The sequence below is a fragment of the Streptomyces sp. NPDC048481 genome, assembly GCF_043200075.1.
In the GTDB taxonomy this organism is placed as follows: domain Bacteria; phylum Actinomycetota; class Actinomycetes; order Streptomycetales; family Streptomycetaceae; genus Streptomyces.
Window position 1 is genome coordinate 631,186 of the sequence record NZ_JBICXC010000002.1, and the last position, 14,738, is coordinate 645,923.

General features: G+C 72.9%; 13 protein-coding genes. 3 read left to right on the forward strand and 10 right to left on the reverse strand.

Annotation, left to right across the window (positions count from 1 at the left end; translation table 11 throughout):
• Positions 1-3 precede the first annotated feature (3 nt).
• The 5 genes from ACGFSH_RS09000 to ACGFSH_RS09020 all read right to left on the reverse strand — a co-directional run bounded on the left by ACGFSH_RS09000 (position 4) and on the right by ACGFSH_RS09020 (position 5,211).
• Complete coding sequence (locus tag ACGFSH_RS09000; protein ID WP_393346423.1) at positions 4-582, reverse strand: 2'-5' RNA ligase family protein; 579 nt, start codon at positions 580-582, stop codon at positions 4-6.
• Positions 583-766: 184 nt separating this feature from the next.
• Positions 767-1,780 (reverse strand): tryptophan--tRNA ligase, encoded by a 1,014-nt coding sequence (gene trpS / locus ACGFSH_RS09005; protein ID WP_393346425.1) that lies wholly within the window; start codon positions 1,778-1,780, stop codon positions 767-769.
• 78 nt (positions 1,781-1,858) lie between these two features.
• The gene (locus ACGFSH_RS09010; RefSeq protein WP_393346427.1) at positions 1,859-3,313 is read right to left on the reverse strand and encodes a glycine hydroxymethyltransferase; all 1,455 of its coding nucleotides are present in this window, start codon (positions 3,311-3,313) and stop codon (positions 1,859-1,861) included.
• Between the two features lie 318 nt (positions 3,314-3,631).
• Positions 3,632-4,819, reverse strand: a complete 1,188-nt coding sequence (locus tag ACGFSH_RS09015; RefSeq protein ID WP_393346429.1) for a glutathionylspermidine synthase family protein — start codon at positions 4,817-4,819, stop codon at positions 3,632-3,634.
• Between the two features lie 41 nt (positions 4,820-4,860).
• Positions 4,861-5,211: a hypothetical protein gene (locus tag ACGFSH_RS09020; protein WP_393346431.1), complete on the reverse strand. Its 351-nt coding sequence runs from the start codon at positions 5,209-5,211 to the stop codon at positions 4,861-4,863.
• Positions 5,212-5,341: 130 nt separating this feature from the next.
• On the opposite strand from ACGFSH_RS09020, the gene ACGFSH_RS09025 reads away from it, so the two are divergent.
• On the forward strand, positions 5,342-6,190 hold the full coding sequence (locus ACGFSH_RS09025; RefSeq protein ID WP_393346976.1) for a hypothetical protein: 849 nt from the start codon (positions 5,342-5,344) through the stop codon (positions 6,188-6,190).
• 405 nt (positions 6,191-6,595) lie between these two features.
• On the opposite strand, the gene ACGFSH_RS09030 is transcribed toward ACGFSH_RS09025, so the two are convergent.
• On the reverse strand, positions 6,596-8,020 hold the full coding sequence (locus ACGFSH_RS09030; RefSeq protein WP_393346433.1) for a PLP-dependent aminotransferase family protein: 1,425 nt from the start codon (positions 8,018-8,020) through the stop codon (positions 6,596-6,598).
• Between the two features lie 46 nt (positions 8,021-8,066).
• Here ACGFSH_RS09030 and ACGFSH_RS09035 point away from each other — a divergent pair, with 46 nt between their 5' ends.
• Both ACGFSH_RS09035 and ACGFSH_RS09040 read left to right on the forward strand, forming a co-directional pair.
• Entirely contained in the window at positions 8,067-8,645 is a 579-nt protein-coding gene (locus tag ACGFSH_RS09035) for a carboxymuconolactone decarboxylase family protein (RefSeq protein ID WP_393346435.1), read from the forward strand.
• Complete coding sequence (locus tag ACGFSH_RS09040) at positions 8,642-9,085, forward strand: carboxymuconolactone decarboxylase family protein (protein ID WP_393346437.1); 444 nt, start codon at positions 8,642-8,644, stop codon at positions 9,083-9,085. Before ACGFSH_RS09035 ends, ACGFSH_RS09040 begins: the two co-directional genes overlap by 4 nt.
• 93 nt (positions 9,086-9,178) lie before the next feature.
• On the opposite strand, the gene ACGFSH_RS09045 is transcribed toward ACGFSH_RS09040, so the two are convergent.
• From ACGFSH_RS09045 to ACGFSH_RS09060, 4 genes are read right to left on the reverse strand one after another with little or no spacing between them, the layout of a single operon-like run.
• Positions 9,179-10,135 (reverse strand): ABC transporter substrate-binding protein, encoded by a 957-nt coding sequence (locus ACGFSH_RS09045; RefSeq protein ID WP_393346439.1) that lies wholly within the window; start codon positions 10,133-10,135, stop codon positions 9,179-9,181.
• A 1-nt stretch (position 10,136) separates the two neighbouring features.
• Complete coding sequence (locus ACGFSH_RS09050) at positions 10,137-12,095, reverse strand: ABC transporter permease (RefSeq protein ID WP_393346441.1); 1,959 nt, start codon at positions 12,093-12,095, stop codon at positions 10,137-10,139.
• Between the two features lies 1 nt (position 12,096).
• Entirely contained in the window at positions 12,097-13,188 is a 1,092-nt protein-coding gene (locus ACGFSH_RS09055; protein ID WP_393346443.1) for a glycine betaine/L-proline ABC transporter ATP-binding protein, read from the reverse strand.
• The gene (locus ACGFSH_RS09060; protein ID WP_393346445.1) at positions 13,188-14,717 is read right to left on the reverse strand and encodes a GMC family oxidoreductase; all 1,530 of its coding nucleotides are present in this window, start codon (positions 14,715-14,717) and stop codon (positions 13,188-13,190) included. The genes ACGFSH_RS09055 and ACGFSH_RS09060 overlap by 1 nt, the downstream gene beginning before the upstream one ends.
• Between the last annotated feature and the right edge of the window lie 21 nt (positions 14,718-14,738).

Below are 14,738 nucleotides of genomic sequence, written 5' to 3' on the forward strand. Positions count from 1 at the left end.
TCCCTAGCGGGCCGGCAGGGAGCCGCGGTCCAGGCGGGCGGCCTGCGGGGGGACCACCGCGCCGCCGAAGGGGTACTCGCGCAGCTTGCGCCAGACCCCGTCGGCGCCCTGTTCGGCGAGGGCGAACCCGGTGCAGGGCCAGGCCGCCTCGTACCCGGCGAGCTCCTCGAACGCCCGGTCCATCGCCGCCTCGTCGATGCCGTGCGCGACGGTGACGTGCGGGTGGTAGGGGAACTGAAGCTCGCGGACCAGGGGCCCCGAGGCGTCCCGGATGCGCTGCTGGAGCAGGGCGCAGGTCTCGGCGCCCTCGACCACCCGCAGGTACACCACCGGCGACAGCGGGCGGAAGGTGCCGGTGCCGGACAACCGCATCGGGAAGGGCCGGGCGGCCGCGGCGACCGTGCTGAGATGCGCCTCGACGGCGGGCAGCGCGCCCGCCTCGATCTCGGTCGGCGGCAGCAGGGTGACGTGGGTGGGGATGCCGTGAGCCGCGGCGTCGCCGAAGCCTGAGCGCCGCTCCTGGAGCAGGCTGCCGTGAGGCTCCGGGACCGCGATCGACACGCCGATCGTTACGGTCCCCACGTCTTCTCCTGTCGTCCTGTCGTCATGTCGTTTGTCGTGCCGGCGGCGCCGGATTCGTACTCGGGCGTACGGATATCGACTGTACGGCCACGGCTGAGCTCTGGGCAGGCGCGGGGGAAGTGATGTGCAGCGCTCTGCCCGGAGGAACACGTGTACGGTGCGCCCCCCGCGCCTCCGCGCGCCTTCAGTGCTTCGCGGGCAGGAAGCCCACCCTCTCGTACGTCCGCGACAGCGTCTCCGCGGCGACCGCGCGCGCCTTCTCCGCGCCCTTGGCCAGGATCGAGTCGAGCGTCTCCGGGTCGTCCAGGTACTGCTGCGTGCGGTCCCGGAACGGCGTCACGAAGTCGACGACGACCTCGGCGAGGTCCGTCTTCAGCGCGCCGTACAGCTTGCCCTCGTACTGCCGCTCCAGCTCGGCCACGGCGGTGCCGGTGAGGGTCGAGTAGATGCCGAGCAGGTTGCTGACGCCCGGCTTGTTCTCGGCGTCGTAGCGGATCACCGTGTCGGTGTCCGTGACCGCGCTGCGGACCTTCTTGGCGGTCGCCTTCGGATCGTCGAGCAGGTTGATGAGGCCCTTCGGCGTGGACGCCGACTTGCTCATCTTGATCGACGGGTCCTGAAGGTCGTAGATCTTGCCCGTCTCCTTCGGGATGTACGGCTTGGGCACGGTGAAGGTGGCGCCGTAGCGGCCGTTGAAGCGCTCGGCGAGGTCGCGGGTCAGCTCGATGTGCTGGCGCTGGTCCTCGCCGACCGGCACCTCCTCGGCCTGGTACAGCAGGATGTCGGCGACCTGGAGGATCGGGTACGTGAACAGGCCGACGGACGCGCGGTCGGCGCCCTGCCGGGCCGACTTGTCCTTGAACTGCGTCATGCGGCTGGCCTCGCCGAAGCCCGTGAGGCAGTTCATCACCCAGGCGAGCTGCGCGTGCTCGGGGACGTGACTCTGCACGAACAGCGTGCACCGCTCGGGGTCGAGTCCGGCCGCGAGGAGCTGGGCGGCGGCCAGCCGCGTGTTCGCGGTCAGCTCCTTCGGGTCCTGCGGCACGGTGATGGCGTGCAGGTCGACGACCATGTAGAACGCGTCGTGGGACTCCTGGAGGGCCACCCACTGGCGGACGGCGCCGAGGTAGTTGCCGAGGTGGAACGAGCCCGCGGTGGGCTGGATTCCGGAGAGCACGCGAGGTCGGTCTGAGGCCATGCCCACATTGTCGCAGAGCCCGGGGAGCGGCCGGGACGCGTCCCGGGCGGCCTGTGCGGGGCCGCCCGGGACGGCGCGTCAGCCGAGGTCGATCTCGGGGTACAGCGGGAAGCCCGCCACCAGGTCGGTGGCCCGGCGGGAGATCTCGTCGGCGACCTTCTCGTCCAGGACGTGGGAGGCCTTCGACGGGGCGCCCGACTTCGTGACGCCCGGCTCGGCCGCGGTCAGGACGCGGTCGATCAGGCCCGCCACCTCGTCCATCTCCGCCGTCCCGAGACCACGGGTGGTCAGCGCGGGGGTGCCGATACGGATGCCGGACGTGTACCAGGCGCCGTTCGGGTCGGCCGGGATCGCGTTGCGGTTGGTGACGATGCCCGAGTCGAGCAGCGCGGCCTCGGCCTGGCGGCCGGTGAGGCCGTAGGCGGAGGCGACGTCGATCAGGTTGAGGTGGTTGTCCGTGCCGCCGGTGACCAGGGTCGCGCCCCGGCGCATCAGGCCCTCGGCCAGCGCGCGGGAGTTGTCCACGATGCGCTGCGCGTAGTCCTGGAAGGACGGCTGCCGGGCCTCGGCCAGGGCGACGGCCTTGGCGGCCATGACGTGCGGGAGCGGGCCGCCGAGGACCATCGGGCAGCCGCGGTCGACCTGGTCCTTGAGGGAGTCGTCGCACAGGACCATGCCGCCGCGCGGGCCGCGCAGCGACTTGTGCGTGGTCGTGGTGACGATCTGGGCGTGCGGGACCGGGTCGAAGTCGCCGGTGAGGACCTTGCCGGCGACCAGGCCCGCGAAGTGCGCCATGTCGACCATGAGGGTCGCGCCGACCTCGTCGGCGATCTCCCGCATGATCCGGAAGTTCACCAGGCGGGGGTACGCGGAGTAGCCCGCGACGATGATCATCGGCTTGAACTCGCGGGCCGTCGTGCGCAGCGCGTCGTAGTCGATGAGGCCGGTCGCCGGGTCCGTGCCGTAGGAGCGCTGATCGAACATTTTTCCGGAGATGTTCGGGCGGAAGCCGTGGGTGAGGTGGCCGCCGGCGTCCAGGGACATGCCGAGCATGCGCTGGTTGCCGAACGCCTGGCGCAGCGTGGCCCAGTCGGCGTCGGTGAGGTCGTTGACCTGGCGGGCGCCGGTCTTCTCCAGGAAGGGGGCCTCGACGCGGTCGGCGAGGACGGCCCAGAAGGCGACCAGGTTGGCGTCGATGCCGGAGTGCGGCTGGACGTAGGCGTGGCGGGCGCCGAACAGCTCGCGGGCGTGCTCGGCGGCGAGCGACTCGACGGTGTCGACGTTGCGGCAGCCGGCGTAGAAGCGGCGGCCGACGGTGCCCTCGGCGTACTTGTCGCTGAACCAGTTGCCCATCGCGAGGAGGGTCGCCGGGGAGGCGTAGTTCTCGGAGGCGATCAGCTTGAGCATCTCGCGCTGGTCGTGGACCTCCTGGCCGATCGCGTCGGCGACGCGCGGCTCGACGGCGCGGATCACGTCGAGGGCGGCGCGGAAGGCCGTGGACTCGGTGGACAGGGGTGCGGAATTCTCGGGCATCGGGACCTCCGGACGTGGCGTACGGCGAGTTCGGTTCGGCCCAGGCGCACGGCACTGTCACTGCTCACGGGCCGCTCCCCGATGGTCCGTCCCATCCTCGGGCTCGGTCGTCGCATTCCCGCCTGTCCCACAACGCCCGGCACGCACGCTCGCGGCGTTGCCGAATCGCCCACGTGGCTCCGCCACGCGGGCGCTCCGGCGCCTTGCGATCGCACGCACCGGACGCCGCGGAACCCGCCCTTCGGGCGGACGACGGGAATGTGACGACCGAGCCCAGCGCGCCAGTCACGACCCGTTCGTCAGCCTACCGGGTGCCGGTCAGAGGATCACGTGCGGGACGAAGCGGGCGTACTCGTCGGTGATGAGGCCGCTGGACTCGCGGATGCCGAGGCCCGCCGCCTCCCCGTCCACGACCCAGGCGCCGAGGACGACGTGGTTGCCGTCGAAGGCGGGCAGCGGGGCCAGCTCCTGGTAACAGCAGGGCTCGTCGTCCCGTACGGCGGGCTCCGCGCCCTTCTCGTGGAGCGTGACGCCGGCGCCCTCACGGCCCAGCAGGGGCTTGGCGGCCCAGCCGGTGGTGGCGGCCAGCTCGCGCGGGCCGTCCAGGTAGGCGGGCAGCAGGTTGGGGTGGCCGGGGTACAGCTCCCACAGGACGGCCAGCAGCGCCTTGTTGCTCAGAAGCATCTTCCAGGCGGGCTCGATCCACATCGTCGTGCCGGTGCCGCCGCCGTTGTCGAGGGTGGCGAGGACGTGACCGGCGAAGCGGTCGGTGGTGAGCCACTCCCAGGGGTACAGCTTGAAGCAGCTGCGGATGAAGCGGAGCTGCCCGTCGACGAAGCGGCCGGACAGCGGGTCCCAGCCGATCTCCTCCATCGAGATCCAGTCGGTGTCGAGACCGGCCTGCTCGGCGGTCTCCTTGAGGTAGGCGACCGTCATGAGGTCCTCGCCGAGTTCGTCGGCCGAGGAGTGCGCGAAGTGGAGCGGGCTGCCCGGCGGCAGCAGGGCGGCCTGTCTCCGCCAGGCGGCGACGAGGCGTTCGTGCAGGGAGTTCCACTGGTCGGCGCCGGGGAAGCGGTCCTCCATCCAGAACCACTGGGGTGAGGCGGCCTCCACCAGGGAGGTGGGGGTGTCGGCGTTGTACTCCAGGAGTTTCGCCGGGCCGCCGCCGTCGTAGTGGAGGTCGAACCGGCCGTAGACGGAGGGGAGTTCGGCGCGCCGCCGCCAGGCCTCGGCGACCGCCGCGGCGACCCGCGGGTCGGTGATGCCGAGGTCGGCGAGGCGGTCGGCGTCGACGAGACGGGCGGCCGCCGCCAGGCACATGGCGTGCAGCTCCTCGACGGTCTCCTCCAGCGCCTCGACCTCGTCCAGGGTGAACTCGTAGTAGGCGCTCTCGTCCCAGTAGGGGCGCAGCACGCCGTCGGGGTGCCGGGTGAGGGGGTAGACGAGCCCCTGTTCCTCGACGGTCCGCTGCCAGTCGGGGCGTGGTTCGACGTTGTGGCGTCGCATGGTGACGTTGTCCTCTTCAGCCGCTCGGTTCTGCCGGTCGCTCAGCCGCCCGAGCCGCCCTCGTGGCCGCCGCCGAAGCCGCCGCGGTCGACGCCCCCGCCGGAGCCGCCGCCGCTCGAACCGCCTGAGCCCTTGCCGGGCTTGGAGAGGGACCCGCCCTCGACGAAGGAGCCCTTCTTGCTGCCGCCGTAGTACCAGACGGCGTGCGACGTCGAGCCGGACTTGCAGTTCTTGTCGGCGATGACCTTGTAGCCCTTGGCGCGGGTGTAACTGTCGCGGTCCACGCACCGCTTGTCCGGGTCGGAGGAGCAGGCGGTGAGGGCCGTGGCCAGCAGGCTCACGCCCCCCAGCACCACCGTGCCCGAACGCAACCGCCGTCGTATCTCCGCCATGTCCGTGTCTCCCCGTGTCGGTTCGCCCCTACGGCGTTTTCCGGCCGCCAGCCTAGACAACAGGGCGGAAGGCGGATGCGGGCGGCCCGGCGGGGAGCCGCTCGCCTACAGTCCTCTCGTGCTCTTCGGAATGGTGTGCGCCCTCGGCGCGGCGGTCTGCTTCGGTGCGGCGACGGTGTTGCAGGCGGTGGCCGCGCGGGCGGCGGCCGCCGAGGGAGGTGACGGGCGCGGCCCGGCGGGGGACGCGGCGCTGCTGCTGCGGGCCGTGCGCCAGTGGCGTTACGTGGCGGGGCTGGGGCTGGACGGGCTGGGCTTCGTGTTCCAGATCGTCGCGCTGCGCTCGGTGCCGATCTACGCCGTGGGCGCGGCCCTCGCGTCGAGCCTCGCGGTGACGGCGGTGGTCGCCGCGCGGCTGCTGCACGTGCGGCTGAGCCGGACCGAGTGGGCGGCGGTGGCGGTGGTGTGCGCGGGGCTCGGGATGCTGGGGCTGGCCTCCGGCGCGGAGGGCGAGGAGAGCGGGCCGGCGGCCCTGCCGTGGGCGATGCTCGCTGCGGCCGTCGCGGTGCTGCTGCTGGGGCTGGTCGCCGGGCGGCTGCCCGAGCGGGGGCGGGCGCTGACGCTGGGCCTCGGCGCCGGCTGCGGTTTCGGGGTGGTGGAGGTGTCGGTGCGGCTGATCGACTCGCTGTCCCCGGCAACCCTGCTCGCCGACCCCGCCCTGTACGCGCTGCTGCTGGGCGGCGGGGCCGCGTTCCTGCTGCTGACCACGGCTCTGCAACGGGGTTCGGTGACGACGGCCACCGCCGGGATAGTGATCGGGGAGACGATCGGTCCCGCGCTGGTCGGGGTGGTGTGGCTGGGCGACCGCACCCGGGAGGGGCTGGCCTGGCTGGCCGTGCTGGGGTTCGCGGTGGCCGTCGCGGGGGCGCTGGCGCTGGCCCGGTTCGGGGAGGCGCCGGAGACCGCGCCGCCCGCCGAGTGAGCCCTGCGCCTGCGGGCGGGCGCGCCTGACCCCGGCCGTCGTCGCGGGAGCGGCCCCCGTCGGCTCGTCGGCCGGCCCTCGCCCTGCGCGCGCACGGCCTGCCGTCGCTGTTCCCTGAGGCGGACGACGAGGACCGCGAAGTTCTGCCGGCCGCGCCCCGTCGGTGCAGTGCCGGACGCTCCGGCTGCCGGACGGGATGCGACCGGGCCCGCCGCCGCGTTCACGGCCCTCGGCCGCACCTGGCGGACCGGGCGGACCGGGCGGTCCCCGCTCCGAGGGCTGCGGGGAGGGCACGCGCGCGCCGCCGAAGAGCCGGCCGGGGGCGTCTTCGTCTTCTCGGAATTCGCGCCGGACGTCGCGAAGTCGCGGGAAGTCCCGGGGAGTCGCCGGAGGTCGCGGGGAGCCTTATCCCGGGAAGGGGATTCCGGAGCCGTTCTCGCCGGAGGGAAGCGCCGCGCACAACGCGTCCAGTGCGCCCGACCAGGCGTGGTCCGGCGGCGTCCCGTAGCCCACGACGAGGGCGTCGAGGGGCTCGGTGGCGGCGTCGGCGTGGCGGAAGCGGGGGGTGAGGGCGTCGAGGGCCAGGCCCTGGTAGGCGGCGGCCCGCAGCACCGCCCCCTGGGTGCCGGGCGGCAGCCGCAGGACGGCGTGCAGACCGGCTGCGATACCGGTGACGCGGATCGCGGGGGCGCGGGCGGCGAGGGCCGCGACCAGCGCGTCACGGCGGCGGCGGTAGCGCGTGCGGGCGGCCCGGACATGACGGTCGTAGGCGCCGCAGTCCAGGAACTCGGCCAGGGTGAGCTGGTCGAGGACCCCGGAGGTGTCCGTCTCGCCCTTGGCCGCGGTCACCTCGCCGACCAGGCCCGGGGGCAGCACCATCCAGCCCAGGCGCAGACCGGGGGCGAGCGACTTGCTCGCCGTGCCCAGGTACACCACGTGGTCGGGGTCGAGGCCCTGGAGGGCGCCGACGGGCTGGCGGTCGTAGCGGAACTCGCCGTCGTAGTCGTCCTCCAGGACCAGCCCGCCAGTACGCCGGGCCCAGTCCACGACGCCGGACCGCCGGTCGCGGTGCAGGGGCACGCCCATGGGGAACTGGTGGCCGGGGGTGAGCAGGACCGCCCCCTGGTCCGTCAGTCCCCCGGTGTCCGTGCCCCGTTCGTCGAAGGGCAGCGCGGCCGTGGTCTGCCCGGCCGCTCTCAGCAGCCTCCAGTGTTCGTCCAGGCCGTAGGACTCGACGGCGACGGTGTGCGCCCCGCGCGCCCGCAGGACGGCGGTGAGCAGCTTCAGGCCGTGTGCGAACCCGGCGCACACCACGACCCGTTCGGGGTCGGCGCGCACTCCGCGGGCGCGTGCGAGGTAGCCGGCGAGCGCGGTGCGCAGCTCCACGCGTCCGCGCGGGTCGCCGTAGCCGAGGGCCTCGGAGGGGGCGGCGGCGAGGGCGCGGCGGGCGGCCCTGAGCCACTCGGTGCGCGGGAAGGAGGCGAGGTCGGGGGTGCCGGGGCGCAGGTCGTAGGCGGGCCCGCGCCGTTCGGGGCGCGGGGGCGTCGCGGCGGCGGGTGGGACGACCGTCCGGTCCGCCACCCGGGTGCCCGAGCCCTGGCGGGCGGTCAGCCAGCCCTCGGCGACGAGGTCGGCGTAGGCGTCGGCGACCGTGTTGCGCGCGATGCCCAGGTCGGCGGCGAGGGAGCGGGAGGACGGCAGGCGGGTGCCGGGCGCGAGCCGGGCGCTGCGGACGGCCTCGCGCAGGGCGTCGGTCAGTCCCCGCCGCAGGTGCGGTCCGGCGGGTTCCAGATGGAGGTCGACGCCCAGAGTGGCCCGTGTTCTCGCCATGGAAATGGACCATACTCCTGGGCCGTCCGGCTCGTAGGGTCGAGTCATGACGACAGAGACACCCGCCACGACCAGCGAGAACACCACGACCGGCGCCACCGCCCCCGCCGCCCCGGCGGCCGGCACCCCGAGTCCGGACGCGCCGGTCCGTTACGCCCCCGCGCACACCCCCCGGCTCGACTGGTCCGCGCACGCCCCCGAGGTCTTCAAGGCGATGGTCCGGCTGGACGCCGCCGCCCGTAAGGGCCTCGACCCGAAGCTGCTGGAGCTGGTGAAGATCCGCGCCTCGCAGATCAACCGCTGCGCGCTCTGTGTCGACATGCACAGCAAGGACGCGCTCGCGGCGGGCGAGAGCGTGGAGCGGATCGTCCAGCTCAGCGCGTGGGAGGAGTCGGAGCACTTCTACACGGAGCGGGAGCTGGCCGCGCTGGCGCTGACGGAGGCGGTGACCGTGCTGACGACGGGCTTCGTGTCCGACGAGGTGTACGAGCACGCCGCCCGGCACTTCGAGGAGCCCGAGCTGGCGCAGCTGATCGCCGCGATCACGGTGATCAACGCGTGGAACCGGTTCGGCGTGACCTGCCGGCTGGTGCCCGGGCACTACCGGCCGGGGCAGCACGCGTGAGCCGTACGAGCCTTCTGGACCGGGAGGTCGGCCGGGCGATGTCCGCGCTCAGCGCGGCGGCGAAGCGGGGGCTCGGCGACGCCGCGCTGGCCGAGCTGGTGGTGATCCGCGCCTCGCAGCTCAATCACTGTGCGTTCTGTCTGGACATGCATCTCGCGATCGCCCGTGAACAGGGCGTGAGCGAGCGGCAGCTGGACATGCTGAGCGCCTGGGAGGAGGCGGGGGACGTCTTCGACGGGCGGGAGCGGGCCGCGCTGGCGCTGACCGAGGCCGTGACGGTCCTGACGGACGGGTTCGTGCCGGACGAGGTGTACGCGGAGGCCGGCCGTCGCTTCGCGGACGCCGAACTCGCCCATCTCCTCGCGCTGATCACCGCCATCAACGGCTGGAACCGGGTGATGGTCGCCCGGCGCATCCCGCCGGGCGGTTACACGCCCTGAGCGGGAAGGGCGGCGGCCGCGGCCGCGTCGGGCACCGCGGCCGCCGCCCGGCCGGAGATCAGCTCGTAGCCGGCCCGAGGGCGTCCTTCCGGCTCAGGACAGCCACGCCTTCCAGGTGGAGGCGTGCCCGTCCACCCACTTCTTCGCCGCGTCCTCGGGTGTGAGCTTCTGGTCGGCGATCATCAGGGACACCTCGTTCTGGTCCTCGGTGGTCCACTTGAACTTCTTCAGGAAGGCCGCCGCCTTGCCGCCGTTCTTCGCGAAGTCGGCGTTGAGGTACTTCTGAAGCGGGGTGTGCGGGTAGGCGCAGGCCACCTTCGCCGGGTCGGCGTCGCAGCCCTCCTTGTAGGCGGGCAGCTTCACCTCGGTCATCGGGACCTTCTCGAACAGCCACTGCGGCGAGTACCAGTAGGTGAGGAAGGGCTTCTTCTCCTTGGCGAACTGCCGCATCTGCGTGATCTGGGCGGCCTCCGAACCGGCGAACACGACCTGGAAGTCGAGGTCCAGGTTCTTCACCAGCGCCTTGTCGTTGGTGACGTAGGAGGGCGAGCCGTCCATGAGCTGGCCCTTGCCGCCGCTCTCCGCGGTGCGCAGCTGTGCCGCGTACTTGTCGAGGTTCTTCCAGTTCGTGACGTCCGGGTGCTGCTCGGCGAAGTACGTGGGCACGAACCAGCCGATGTGCCCGGTGACGCCGAGGCCGCCGCCGGGGGTGATCGTCTTCTTGTCCTTGACGTAGCGCTGTTCCTGGTCGGGGTGGCCCCAGTCCTCCAGGATGGCGTCGACCCGGCCCTGGCTGAGCGCGTCCCAGGCGGGCACCTCGTCGACCTGCACGGTGTCGACGCGGTAGCCCAGCTCGTGTTCCAGGAGGTACTGGGCGACGGCCACGTTGGCCTGGGCGCCCACCCAGGACTGCACGGACAGGGTGAGGGACTTGGCTCCCTGCGCGTTGGCGAACGGCGAGGCCTGCTTGGTCATGTCGGCTGCGCCGCAGCCGGTCAGCAGGAGCAGCGCGCAGGCGCCGGCCACGGTCGTCGTGGTACGGATGCGCATGTCAGGCTCCCTTCTTGGCGCGGCGTTCGGTGGGCTGGGTCACCCGGTCGAGCATCAGGCCGAGGCAGACGATGGCCGCGCCGGCCACCAGACCGGTGGCGAGGTCGCCCTGCGCGAGGCCGAAGACGACGTCGTAGCCGAGGGCGCCGCCGCCGACGAGGCCGCCGATGATGACGACGGCGAGGACCAGGACCACGCCCTGGTTGAGGGCGAGCAGCAGGGCGGGGCGGGCCAGCGGGAGCTGCACCTGGCGGATCTGCTGGCCGCTGTTCGCGCCGAGCGAGCGGGCCGATTCCAGGGCGGCCGGGTCGACCTGGCGCAGTCCCTGGGTGGTGATGCGGACGACGGCGGGCAGGGCGTAGACGACCGCGGCGGCCACGGCGGGCGCGCGGCCGACGCCGAACAGCGCGACGACCGGGATGAGGTAGACGAACTGCGGCATCGTCTGGAAGACGTCGAGGACGGGCCGCAGGAGGCGTTCGAAGCGGTCGCTGCGGGCGGCGGCGACGCCGGTCGCGAAGCCCAGGACGAGGGTGACGGCGACCGCGGCGAGGACCTGCGAGAGCGTGTCGAGCGAGGGCTTCCACACGCCGAGCACGCCGATCGCGGCCATGGCGAGGACGGCGGTGAGCGCGGTCCGCCAGGTGCCGATGACCCAGGCGAGCGCGGCGACGATCAGCAGCACCGACCACCACGGCAGGGCCTGGAGGCCGTCGCGCAGCGGGTCGAGGACCCAGGTGGTGAAGTGTCCGGCCCAGTCGGCGGTGCCGCCGATCACGGGGACCCCGGAGTAGAGGTGGTCGGTCATCCAGTCCACGGCCCGGTTGACGGGCTCGGCGATGTTCAGGGACCAGGAGCCGGGCCAGTCGAGGCGGCCGGCGAACCGGGCGGCGAGCGCCACGGCCACGGTGGCGGCGAGCGCGTAGGCCCATCCGGCGCGCCGGGACGGACCCGTGCTCCGGCCGGTGTCGCCCTGTCCGTCGCCGGCCGCGCCGGTGACCCGGTCCAGGACGACGGCGAGGAGGACGATGGGGATGCCCGCGGCGAGGGCCGCGCCGACGTCGACCGAGGCGAGCGCCTGGTAGACGCGGTCGCCGAGGCCGCCGGCGCCGATCACGGAGGCGATGACCGCCATGGAGAGCGCCATCATGATCGTCTGGTTGAGGCCGAGCAGGAGTTCCCTGCGGGCCAGCGGGATGCGCGCGGTCAGCAGGCGCTGGCGGGAGGTGGCGCCCAGCGACTCGACGGCCTCCAGGACCTCCTTGTCGGCGCCGCGCAGGCCGAGCGAGGTGAGGCGGGCCATGGGCGGGGCGGCGTAGACGACGGTGGCGAGGACGGCGGCGGGCACGCCGATGCCGAAGACCAGGACCACCGGGAGGAGATAGGCGAACGCGGGCAGCACCTGCATGGTGTCCAGGACGGGCCGCAGGACGCGGTCCATCCGGTCCGACAGCCCGGAGGCCAGGCCGAGCAGGGCGCCGACGGCCACGGACACGAGGACCGCGACGACCATCAGGGCGAGCGTCTGCATGGTCGGGATCCACATGCCGAGCAGTCCGCAGGTCAGGAAGGCGGCGGCGGTGCCGAGGCCGAGCCGCACCCCGGCGACCCGCCAGGCGATCAGCGCGGAGGCGGCGGTGACGCCCGCCCAGCCGGCGGCGAGCAGCACGACGTAGACGGCGCGCACGCAGAGCACGACGGCGTTGCTGACGTAGCCGAAGCCGTACAGGAACAGCGGGTGGCTGTCACGGTTGTCGATGATCCACGTGCTGACCCTGCCCAGCGGCTCGGTGAGGTCGACGGTGAGGGCGGCGGGCCAACTGCCGCTGGACCAGCGGGCGTCGGCGAGCGGGACGAGGACCGCCGCGACGAGCGCGAGCAGGGCGAGCTTGGCGGCGGCGCGGTGTTTGAGGACGCCCGGAAGAAAGGCCCGGGGGGCGGCTGCGGTGACGGTCGCCATGTCAGACCGCCTCCTTGCGGAGCTCCGTTCCGGCCACGACGTCGAGGAGCCGTTCGTGATCGACGACCCCCAGACACCGGCCGTCCTGCACGACGCACGCGGGCTGATGGCTGCGCGACACGACCTGGATCGCGTCGGCGACGACCGCGTCGGCGGCGACGGCGCCGGGGTGGCCGGGGCCGGCGCACTCGCCGGGGCGCATGGCCCGGCGGACCGTCATGACCTGCTCGCGCGGGACGTCCCGGACGAACTCGCGGACGTAGTCGTCGGCGGGCGAGCCGACGATCTCCTCCGGGGTGCCGAGCTGCACGACCTCGCCGTCGCGCATGAGCGCGATGCGGTCGCCGAGCTTGAGGGCCTCGCTGAGGTCGTGGGTGATGAAGACCATCGTGCGGCCCTCCTCCTGGTGCAGCCGGACGACCTCCTCCTGCATGTCGCGCCGGATCAGCGGGTCGAGCGCGCTGAACGGTTCGTCGAAGAGCAGGACCTCTGGGTCCACGGCGAGCGCGCGGGCCAGTCCGACGCGCTGGCGCTGGCCGCCGGACAGCTCGCTGGGCCTGCGGTGTTCCATGCCTTCGAGGCCGACCTTCTCGACGACCTCCTGGGCGCGTTCGCGGCGTTCGGACTTGCCGACGCCCTGGATCTCCAGACCGTAGGCGACGTTGTCGACGACGGTGCGGTGCGGGAGCAGGCCGAAGTGCTGGAAGACCATCGCGGCGCGGTGCCGGCGCAGTTCGCGCAGCGTGGCGCGGTCCATGGCGCGCACGTCCTCGCCCTCGATGGCGATGGTGCCGGCGGTCGGCTCGATGAGCCGGGTCAGGCAGCGCACGAGGGTGGACTTGCCGGAGCCGGACAGGCCCATGACGACGAAGACCTCGCCCTTGCGCACGTCGAAGGAGACGTCCCGGACGGCGGCGGTGCAGCCGGTGCGCTCTCGCAGTTCGGCGGGGGGCAGCGCGGTCAGCTCGGGATCGGCGGGGACGGTCTCGGCCTTCGGGCCGAACACCTTCCACAGGCCGTCCACCGAGAAGACCGGCGGGCGCGTCTCGACGCTCGCGGGGGTACTCGCTGCGGTGCTCAGGTCGGTACTCATCAGGCATCGCCTCCGATCAGGTCCACGGCCCGTTCACCGACCATCAGCACTCCGATCATCGGGTTCACGGCTGTCATGGTCGGGAACACGGAGGCGTCCGCGATGCGGATGCCTTCCAGTCCACGGATTCGCAACTGCGGGTCCACTACTGCCAGTTCGTCGTCGGCGGCGCCCATCTTGCAGGTGCCCGCCGGGTGGTACACGGTGTGCGCGACCTTGCGCGCGTACTCGCTCAGCTCCTCGTCGCCCGTGAGGTGCGGGCCGGGGGCGACCTCGCGCTTGAGCCAGCCGGCCAGCGGCTCGGTCCTCGCGATCTCGCGCGCGATACGGATGCCGTCGACGAGGGTGCGGGCGTCGTAGTCGTCCTCGTCGGTGAAGTAGCGGAAGTCGAGGGCGGGCTTGACGGCCGGGTCCGCGCTCTGGAGGTACAGCCGGCCGCGGGACTTCGGCTTGGGGATGTTGGGGGTCATCGACACGCCGTGCTCGGGGCGTTCGTAGCCGAGCCGTTCCGGATTGTCGGTGAAGGGGACCTGGTAGAAGTGGAACATCAGGTCGGGGCCCGCGTGTCCGGGGTCGCGGCGCACGAACAGGCCGGCGTCGGAGTCCATCGCGGAGTTCTCCGGGAGCGGCCCGTGGGTCTCCCAGACGATCACCGACTCGGGGTGGTCGAGGAGGTTCTCGCCGACGCCGGGCAGGTCGTGGACGACGGGTATGCCGAGCGCGTCCAGGTCGGTCTTGGGGCCGATGCCGGAGTGCAGCAGCAGGCGGGGCGTGTCGACGGCGCCCGCGCAGAGCACGACCTCGCGCCGGGCCCGCACGACGCTCTCCGTGCCGTCCGCGGCGCGCACGTGCACGCCCCGCGCGCGCGTGCCGTCCAGTTCCAGCCGGTACGCCCAGGTCTCCAGCAGGAGCGTCAGGTTGGGCCGTTCGTCCATCACCGGGTGGAGGTAGGCGACGGAGGCGGACGAGCGCTTGTTGGTCTCGGGGTGGTAGGCGAGGTCGAAGAAGCCGACGCCGTCGTCGAACGGCTTGGCGTTGAAGCCTTCGACGCGGGGCACTCCGGTCGCCTGCTGCGCGGCGTCGACGAAGTCGCGGGCGATGGCGTTGCGGTCCTTCTCGTCGACCGGGACGATGTTGTTCAGCAGTCGCGCGTAGTACGCCTCCATGGGGACCGCGCCCCAGCCGGTCGCGCCGGCCGCCTCCCACTCGTCGAAGTCGGACGGCAGCGGCTTGAACGCGATGAGCGTGTTGTGCGAGGAGCAGCCGCCGAGAACGCGGGCGCGGCTGTGCCGGATGTGGGAGTTGCCGCGCGGCTGCTCGGTGGTGGGGTAGTCGTAGTCCAGCTCGCCGCCGAGCAGGCCCATCCAGCGGCGCAGGGTGAGGACGTCGTCGCGGCCGACGTCGCTGGGGCCGCCCTCGATGACGGCGACGGTGACGTCGGGGTTCTCGGTGAGCCGTGAGGCGATGACGGAACCGGCGGTTCCGCCGCCGACTATCACGTAGTCGTAGACGGGTGAGGTTGGTGGCATGGGGGGTACTCCAGGGGCGTG

Excerpts from the sequence above, each read along its gene's own strand:
- trpS (WP_393346425.1), bottom strand. The coding sequence starts at position 1,780 with ATGGCCTCAGACCGACCTCGCGTGCTCTCCGGAATCCAGCCCACCGCG.
- ACGFSH_RS09010 (WP_393346427.1), bottom strand. The coding sequence starts at position 3,313 with ATGCCCGAGAATTCCGCACCCCTGTCCACCGAGTCCACGGCCTTCCGC.
- ACGFSH_RS09015 (WP_393346429.1), bottom strand. The coding sequence starts at position 4,819 with ATGCGACGCCACAACGTCGAACCACGCCCCGACTGGCAGCGGACCGTC.
- ACGFSH_RS09020 (WP_393346431.1), bottom strand. The coding sequence starts at position 5,211 with ATGGCGGAGATACGACGGCGGTTGCGTTCGGGCACGGTGGTGCTGGGG.
- ACGFSH_RS09025 (WP_393346976.1), top strand. The coding sequence starts at position 5,342 with ATGGTGTGCGCCCTCGGCGCGGCGGTCTGCTTCGGTGCGGCGACGGTG.
- ACGFSH_RS09030 (WP_393346433.1), bottom strand. The coding sequence starts at position 8,020 with ATGGCGAGAACACGGGCCACTCTGGGCGTCGACCTCCATCTGGAACCC.
- ACGFSH_RS09035 (WP_393346435.1), top strand. The coding sequence starts at position 8,067 with ATGACGACAGAGACACCCGCCACGACCAGCGAGAACACCACGACCGGC.
- ACGFSH_RS09045 (WP_393346439.1), bottom strand. The coding sequence starts at position 10,135 with ATGCGCATCCGTACCACGACGACCGTGGCCGGCGCCTGCGCGCTGCTC.
- ACGFSH_RS09050 (WP_393346441.1), bottom strand. The coding sequence starts at position 12,095 with ATGGCGACCGTCACCGCAGCCGCCCCCCGGGCCTTTCTTCCGGGCGTC.
- ACGFSH_RS09055 (WP_393346443.1), bottom strand. The coding sequence starts at position 13,188 with ATGAGTACCGACCTGAGCACCGCAGCGAGTACCCCCGCGAGCGTCGAG.
- ACGFSH_RS09060 (WP_393346445.1), bottom strand. The coding sequence starts at position 14,717 with ATGCCACCAACCTCACCCGTCTACGACTACGTGATAGTCGGCGGCGGA.